At 70.8% G+C, this 5,396-nt stretch carries 5 protein-coding genes; 1 reads left to right on the forward strand and 4 read right to left on the reverse strand.

Annotated features, from left to right (window positions below; genetic code table 11):
• Window positions 1–136 precede the first annotated feature (136 nt).
• From ACIBLA_RS28760 to ACIBLA_RS28775, 4 genes are all read right to left on the reverse strand, one after another.
• Window positions 137–1,405, reverse strand: coding sequence for a hypothetical protein (locus tag ACIBLA_RS28760; RefSeq protein ID WP_399200319.1), 1,269 nt, complete (start codon window positions 1,403–1,405; stop codon window positions 137–139).
• The gene (locus ACIBLA_RS28765; protein ID WP_363241344.1) at window positions 1,395–2,012 is read right to left on the reverse strand and encodes a DUF6114 domain-containing protein; all 618 of its coding nucleotides are present in this window, start codon (window positions 2,010–2,012) and stop codon (window positions 1,395–1,397) included. Before ACIBLA_RS28765 ends, ACIBLA_RS28760 begins: the two co-directional genes overlap by 11 nt.
• A 117-nt stretch (window positions 2,013–2,129) precedes the next feature.
• Window positions 2,130–2,759, reverse strand: coding sequence for a DUF6230 family protein (locus ACIBLA_RS28770; protein ID WP_363241343.1), 630 nt, complete (start codon window positions 2,757–2,759; stop codon window positions 2,130–2,132).
• Between the two features lie 620 nt (window positions 2,760–3,379).
• The gene (locus tag ACIBLA_RS28775) at window positions 3,380–4,360 is read right to left on the reverse strand and encodes a tetratricopeptide repeat protein (protein WP_363241342.1); all 981 of its coding nucleotides are present in this window, start codon (window positions 4,358–4,360) and stop codon (window positions 3,380–3,382) included.
• A gap of 297 nt (window positions 4,361–4,657) precedes the next feature.
• On the opposite strand from ACIBLA_RS28775, the gene ACIBLA_RS28780 reads away from it, so the two are divergent.
• Window positions 4,658–5,365, forward strand: coding sequence for a TetR/AcrR family transcriptional regulator (locus tag ACIBLA_RS28780; RefSeq protein ID WP_399200320.1), 708 nt, complete (start codon window positions 4,658–4,660; stop codon window positions 5,363–5,365).
• The last annotated feature ends 31 nt before the right edge of the window (window positions 5,366–5,396 follow it).

A 5,396-nucleotide genomic window follows, 5' to 3' on the forward strand; every position in this document is an offset into this window, starting at 1 on the left:
CGCCCCCCCCACGTGGGGGCGCGCCCCCCCCCGGGGCCCCCGCCCCCCCCCCCCGCGCCCCCCGCGGCCCGCCGGCGGCCCCCCCCACAAACCGGGCGCGCCCCGCCCGGCGTCCGGCGTTCGGTCACCGGTGCGGCTAGTCGGTGATGTAGTTGTGCAGTCCGGGAACGGTGAGCGTGCCGCCGAACTGGCCCGCCTGAACCACTTCGACCTCCGTGAAGAAGGCGTACGGGACGTTGACCGGCGGCGGGGTGTCCGGGCTGAACTCGATCGGGATCAGCCCGAACAGATTGCCCGTCAACTTCTCCGTGTACATGGTGACTTGACCGTCGCGGATGGTCGACGTGGAGTCCTGCCTGCTCGCCACGTGCGCCGTGCGGCCCTCGGGGTAGACGACCTTCTGGTGCAGGTCCTTGATGTCCACCTGCGACGCGGTGAACTTCAGCGCCTTCTTGATCTTTCCGCTGCCCGTCTTCACCTCGACGATGCCGTGGTAGTCCAGACCCCGCAGCGTGAGCTTGGTGCTCTCCAGCTTCCACGGATCGTCCGGCAACAGCGGGATGCCGGGCTCCAGTTCGGCGGCGGCCAGCGCCTCCGGATCGGCCTCCGGGCAGGGGAAGCGCGGCTTGCCGTCGGCACCCTCGGGGATGTCGTCGTCCTTGCGGGCTTCGAGTCCCTTCGCGTCCTCGTCCAGCTCCTCGACATCCGCCCCGGCCTTGTCCGCGGCGTCCCGGATGGCGTCCTCGGTGCGGTCGGCCGCACTGTCGCCGCCGTCGCCGGGCTTGTCCGTCTCCGATTCGTCCGGCTCCGGACCCGCGGGCTTCCCGGACTCCGGGTCGGCCGGCTCGCCGGTCTCGCTGTCCTTGTCCGGTACGCCGAGAAGGCCACCCAGCGCGTCCCCCAGACCCAGCGGGTCCAGCGGGTCCGTGGACTTCGACGCGCTCGGCTCCGGCGCGGGCTCCTTGGGCTCGGCCGGCTTCTGCGCGTCGGACGCGGGCGGTGTCTCGCCGGGCGACGGCTCGGGACCGTCACCGTCGTCGCCCCCCGAGGGCGGCTTGGGGCCGTCCGTGGAGTCCCCTGACGGACTCCCGGAGGGGTCACCGGACTCGCCGTCCGACGGCTTCCCGGACGGCGACGGAGACTCCTCCGGAGGCTCGTCGGAGCGCGTGACGCACGGCCCCGGAGCGAACGGGATGTCCTTGGCGTCGTCGGCGAGCGCGAGCCGGGGCGTGAGCCCCATCCCGACGAACACCGCCGTCGGCATCGCGGCGAGCGCGAACGCCTTGCCGGCCGGGATCTGAAGCTTGGTCAGCAGCGACTTCCTGGGGGCGGCGTGGCGCGGGCCGCTTCTCTCGCGGGCCTGCCCGCCTCCGGCCGTCTCCGGCCGCGTGTCGTCACCCCGCACTGTTCCTCCCGCCGTTGGCATGGGCAGTCGTGTCCGTCAGATTCGGGTCCCCGTCAGGCGGGCCGGGGAGAAAAGGGCCGTCCCCGCCCCCGTCCCGAGTGCCCCGGTCGACGGCGCCGCCGTCGGGCAGAAATGTCTCCCGCCGTACGGCCGCGGGCTCGGCCGACCGGTCGTCGCCCGGATCGTCCAGGTGCTCCGCGTCCGGCCCCGTCGGCCGGCCCGGTGCCCAGGAGATGGACAGACCGCCGCCGACGAGGGCCAGCAGCGCGCCCATCACGAATCCGCCGATGTTGGCCACGGGTATGGAGACCAGGGCCAGCAGGATCGTGGCGACGCCGGCGAAGACCCGCACGATGCTCTGGAACCACATCGTCAGACCCAGCGTGGCGAGCAGGACACCGATGATGAGCGAGCCCGCGCCCGCGGTGGTGGCCATCGTCAGCGTGAGATGGCCGAGCTTGAGGTCGGCGTAAGGGAAGTAGGCGATCGGCACTCCGCTGAGGAGCGTCAACAGCCCGGCCCAGAACGGCCGAGTACCCCGCCAGGCACGGAACCGCAGCCGCCAGTACGTGAATCGGCCGCGGGGGTCCGAAGACTCGGCGCTCATGGAAAACAGCTCCCTGGAACCGGTGTTGCTGTGAGAGATTGGGGGAGTGGGCGGACGCGACCGCGTCATACGGCGCGCGCCCGCCCGGGGGCGCAGTGCTCAGGACCCGGTCAGGGTCTAGTAGCACTCCTTGGTGCCCTTGTGCAGCTTCAGGCTCAGTCCGCTGAGCTCGAAGGTGCCGGCCGTGGTGGCCCACGCCGTCTGCCGCACGTCGGTCAGCACGGCCTCGTCGGCGCGCTGCGCGAAGCCGAACGGGTTGACCTTCTTCTCGGTCCCCGGCTGGATCCTCGTGTCGCCGGCCGCCACACCGATGTCGATGTTCTTGAACTTGGCGTCGGCTTCGAGCTTGGCGACATCCAGATACAGATTGGTCGCCTTGACCGGCTTCTTGACGTCCTGCCCGGCGCGCAGCTCAAGGCTGACACTGCCGAAGATCGGGACGTCCGGAGTGACCACCGACTGGCACATGTTGCTGATCGTGGCCGAGCTGAAGCCGGAAACGGCCACCGGATGGGCGGTCTTGTTGCCCTTGAGGTCGGTGCCGTCGGCGAGGCTTCCGTACTGTACGAAGTCCTGGCCCACCAACTGGTCGGCCGAGACCTTGAAACTCTGCCCCGACACACTGAACGACGCGGCGAGAGCGCCCTGTGCCAGAGCGACGCCTATCGCGGCCGTCGCGGCCACGCTCGGCACCATGACGACGGCGAACCGCTTCCATCTGGTCCCGCCACGTGCTTGGGACTCCATCACTTTCCTCCTTCTCGGACGTACATCTCCGGATCGGGCCTCGGCCCGTCCTGGGATGGGAGAAGTGCTACGTCCTCGGGAAGGAGAGCGCCGTTGCGTATCAGCGGAACGAGCCGCGTCAGAATCACCGACGATCACCCCCGAGCGACAACCACTGGACCACGCGCGTCGCGTGGCCGCCGGACAGGCCCCGCCGGTCGACGGGAACCCCCCTGTCCGTGGGTCGGCGCCACTGCTCCGCCGGCCCGCCCGGTGGGGTTCCAACGGTGCGGTGGCCACGGCCGGATCGCCGTGCCGGTGCGCTGTTGGACCGAGCGTGGACGATCGTGGTGTATTCGCGCTCGGGACACAAGGGGGTTCGTTACTGGCAAGTAATGAGTTGTTCATCGAGGCGCGCCGAGGCGGCGCCCCGCGGGCACACAGGGTGCCCCAAATCACCCCGACAGAACTCGTGAATACTGCCAATAACCGGACAGACCAAGCGGATTGATTTACTCGGAGTAACAGCGACCCCGCTTTACCAAGTTTTGGCAAAGCGGGGTCGTCGGTGTCGTCGAGTCGGCAAATCGTCACACGCCGCCTCACGGCGCGGAACAGGACTTCGGACTTACTCGTCTACGTCAGAAAAGGACCCTGGCAAGTGCGGACCGCGCGGAGGTCACGCGCGGGTCGTCCGAGCCGATTACCTCGAAGAGTTCGAGCAGCCGCAGCCGTGCCGCGTCCCGGTCCTCACCCGCCGTGCGCCGTACGGTCTCGACCAACCGGCCGAAGGCGTCCTCCACATGGCCGCCGACCAGATCGAGGTCGGCCGCGGCGATCTGCGCGGGGACGTCGTCCGGCCGCTCCGCCGCCTCCTTGCGCACCTGCTGCGGGTCCATCCCCTTGACGCGGGCGAGCAGTTCGGCCTGGGCGAGCCCGAGCTTCGCCTCCGTGTTGCCGGGGTCGTCGGCGAGCACGTTGCGGTACGCCTGCGCGGCGCCGCCGAAGTCGTCGGCGTCCAGGGCGCGTACGGCGGCCTCCAGCAGCGCGTCGTACGGCCCCGCCCGCTCCACCGGCTCGGCGGCCTCGCTGTCCGCGCCGGCCTCGGCGTCCGCGTCGACCGTGATGCCGGTGAGCCCGAAGCGCTGCTCGCCGACCTGGATCAACTGGTCCAGCGTCTCGCGGATCTGGGCCTCGGGGGCCGCGCCCTGGAAGAGAGGCAGCGCCTGGCCGGCCACCACGGCGAAGACCGCGGGGATGCCCTGGATCTGGAACTGCTGCATCAACATCTGGTTGGCGTCGACATCGACCTTGGCGAGAACGAACCGGCCGTTGTACTCACGGGCCAGCCGCTCCAGCACGGGGCTGAGCTGCTTGCACGGCTCGCACCACTCGGCCCAGAAGTCGATGACGACCGGGACCTCGGTGGAGCGCTGGAGGACATCGCGCTCGAAGCCCGCCTCGTCGACGTCGATCACCAGACTGGAGGGGGGTACGGCGCCGGTGTCGCCCCGCCGGGCCGCCTCGGCGCGGGCCTGTTCGGCCTTGGCCTTGGCCTCACCGGCCGCCTTCACCGCGGCGAGATCGACGACGCCGCTCATGGACATGTTCCTAGGCTGCATGAGTACATCCTCCCCTCTCCGCGCGCGCAAGTGAAAAGCAATCGGACAGTTTGCGTCGTCACGCCTGAACGAGCCCCGCGCATGACCTGAACACGCACGGGGCAAGTCCCCTGCGGGGGACGTGGGTTCGACACGGGGTCCCCACCCCGTATCAGCGGTCGTCGCTCAAGAACCGCCAAAGCAGAAACGGTCTTTCGCTACGGGTCGTAGCGTAACCGGAAGCCGCCCCGTACGTGTGAGATTCATCCGGTGAACTGACTCACAGCGATATCGCTACCGACGGGTATGGTCGCGGGCATGCTGAGCCGCCGTCGCGACACCCCCACCCGCTCCGGCCGTCCCCGCAGCGCCGCCGCCGACACCGCGATCCTGCTGGCGACCCGTGCGGCGCTGGTGGAACTGGGCTGGTCCAAGCTGTCGATGGGCGACGTCGCCCATCGCGCGGGCGTCGCCAAGACCACGCTGTACCGGCGCTGGGCGAGCAAGAACGAGCTGGTGGTCGACGCGGTCGCCGTCGTCTTCGACGAGATCGAGGTCCACGACCGGGGCAGCCTCACGGCCGACATCGAGGGGGTCGTGCTCCAGTTCGCCGCCCTGCTGGAGCGGCCGGAGACCAAGACGGCGCTGATGGCGGTGGTCGCCGAGTCGACACGGGACGACGCGCTGCGGGACCGGATCCGTACGGCGATCGTGGACCGGCAGAAGGGACTTGTGCTCAAGGGGCGCGAACGGGCGCAGGCACGGGGCGAGTTGGCGTACGAGAGCGACCCCGAGGTGGCGGCCCGCAACGCCGACCTGATCTTCGACGTGATCGCGGGCGCGGTGGTGCACCGGACGCTGGTGAGCGCGGAGCCGGTGGACGAGGAGTGGGCGCGCGGCTTCACGCTGCTGCTGGTGGCGGGGCTGGGCGGGATCCAGGGGGCGGGGGGGGGGGGGGGGGGGGGGGGGGCCGGCCGCCCCCCCCCCCGCCCCCCGGGGGGGGGGGGGGGCCGGAGGAGGGGGTAGGCCGGGGGCGCGGCGACGCGCGCGCCCCCCC

Origin of the sequence: Streptomyces sp. NPDC050433 (assembly GCF_044458565.1) — a bacterium.
GTDB lineage: Bacteria > Actinomycetota > Actinomycetes > Streptomycetales > Streptomycetaceae > Streptomyces.

Bases quoted from the DNA above. Each gene is read 5' to 3' on its own strand.
- ACIBLA_RS28765 (WP_363241344.1), bottom strand. From the start codon at position 2,012: ATGAGCGCCGAGTCTTCGGACCCCCGCGGCCGATTCACGTACTGGCGG.
- ACIBLA_RS28770 (WP_363241343.1), bottom strand. From the start codon at position 2,759: ATGGAGTCCCAAGCACGTGGCGGGACCAGATGGAAGCGGTTCGCCGTC.
- ACIBLA_RS28775 (WP_363241342.1), bottom strand. From the start codon at position 4,360: ATGCAGCCTAGGAACATGTCCATGAGCGGCGTCGTCGATCTCGCCGCG.
- ACIBLA_RS28780 (WP_399200320.1), top strand. From the start codon at position 4,658: ATGCTGAGCCGCCGTCGCGACACCCCCACCCGCTCCGGCCGTCCCCGC.